Origin of the sequence: Sphingomonas sp. NPDC019816, from assembly GCF_050274375.1 — a bacterium.
Lineage (GTDB): Bacteria > Pseudomonadota > Alphaproteobacteria > Sphingomonadales > Sphingomonadaceae > Sphingomonas.
Genome location: NZ_JBNNOB010000260.1, coordinates 1 through 1706, shown reverse-complemented (window position 1 = coordinate 1706; position 1706 = coordinate 1). Strand labels below are relative to the sequence as shown.

Annotated in this window: 2 tRNA genes and 2 rRNA genes; all 4 read right to left on the bottom strand. The window is 52.2% G+C overall.

The features are described from left to right. Positions 1-118 precede the first annotated feature (118 nt). Positions 119-194: transfer RNA gene (locus tag ACQKJZ_RS19235), tRNA-Trp, on the bottom strand. A gap of 51 nt (positions 195-245) precedes the next feature. Then, positions 246-322: transfer RNA gene (locus ACQKJZ_RS19230), tRNA-Asp, on the bottom strand. A gap of 94 nt (positions 323-416) precedes the next feature. Continuing rightward, positions 417-532 (bottom strand): 5S ribosomal RNA (gene rrf / locus ACQKJZ_RS19225). A 99-nt stretch (positions 533-631) separates the two neighbouring features. Continuing rightward, positions 632-1706: ribosomal RNA gene (locus ACQKJZ_RS19220) — 23S ribosomal RNA — on the bottom strand; the annotation flags it as partial.

The window sequence follows — 1706 nt, the reverse complement described above, 5'->3', positions numbered from 1 at the left end:
GATCGGGCAAACCTCGGCATATAGCGTCAAAAGCGCTCTTTTCCAAAGCGGGAATGCACTAAGGGAAGGGATAATAGGTAAAAAAAAAACCCTTTGCTTTCGCAAAGGGTTCTTAATATGGCAGGGGCGGAGAGACTCGAACTCGCGACACCCGGTTTTGGAGACCGGTGCTCTACCAACTGAGCTACGCCCCTAAATCTCGCTTGACATTATGCCTGCTAATAAAGCAGGCATAATTAAATAAGTGGCGGAACGGACGGGGCTCGAACCCGCGACCCCCTGCGTGACAGGCAGGTATTCTAACCAACTGAACTACCGCTCCACCGATTCTTTTACGTTGCATCTCTCGATGCCGGCAAATTCGCGCTTTGCGATTTGCGCATTACCAGTCGTCACACTGATAACGTTTATTTGATGCCTGGCAGTGTCCTACTCTCGCATGGGGAGACCCCACACTACCATCGGCGCTACGGCGTTTCACTTCTGAGTTCGGCATGGGGTCAGGTGGGACCACCGCGCTATTGCCGCCAGGCAAATTCTGTTTCATTCCAACCGCCTCACTTCCATGAAGCCATCAGAACCAATCTTGGAACTTCGCTGAAAATCTCTCTAAAAACACCTTCGGTGTTGTAAGGTTAAGCCTCACGGATCATTAGTACTGGTTAGCTCAATGCATCGCTGCACTTACACACCCAGCCTATCAACGTCTTAGTCTTAAACGTTCCTTCAGGGACCTTAAAGGCCCAGGGAAGACTCATCTTGAGGCAAGTTTCGCGCTTAGATGCTTTCAGCGCTTATCTTTTCCGCACTTAGCTACCGGGCAATGCCATTGGCATGACAACCCGAACACCAGTGGTGCGTTCACTCCGGTCCTCTCGTACTAGGAGCAACCCCTCTCAATCTTCCAACGCCCACGGCAGATAGGGACCGAACTGTCTCACGACGTTCTAAACCCAGCTCGCGTACCACTTTAAATGGCGAACAGCCATACCCTTGGGACCTACTTCAGCCCCAGGATGTGATGAGCCGACATCGAGGTGCCAAACACCGCCGTCGATATGAACTCTTGGGCGGTATCAGCCTGTTATCCCCGGAGTACCTTTTATCCGTTGAGCGATGGCCCTTCCATTCAGAACCACCGGATCACTAAGACCTACTTTCGTACCTGCTCGAGCCGTCACTCTCGCAGTCAAGCTAGCTTATGCCTTTGCACTAACCTCACGATGTCCGACCGTGATTAGCTAACCTTCGTGCTCCTCCGTTACTCTTTGGGAGGAGACCGCCCCAGTCAAACTACCCACCAGACACTGTCCTCACCCCAGATTATGGGGCCGAGTTAGAACATCAAACATTAAAGGGTGGTATTTCAAGGATGGCTCCACGCAGACTGGCGTCCACGCTTCAAAGCCTCCCACCTATCCTACACATCAAGGCTCAATGTTCAGTGTCAAGCTATAGTAAAGGTTCACGGGGTCTTTCCGTCTTGCCGCGGGTACACTGCATCTTCACAGCGAGTTCAATTTCACTGAGTCTCGGGTGGAGACAGCCTGGCCATCATTACGCCATTCGTGCAGGTCGGAACTTACCCGACAAGGAATTTCGCTACCTTAGGACCGTTATAGTTACGGCCGCCGTTTACTGGGGCTTCGATCAAGAGCTTCGCCTTGCGGCTGACCCCATCAATTAACCTTCCAGCACCGGGCAGG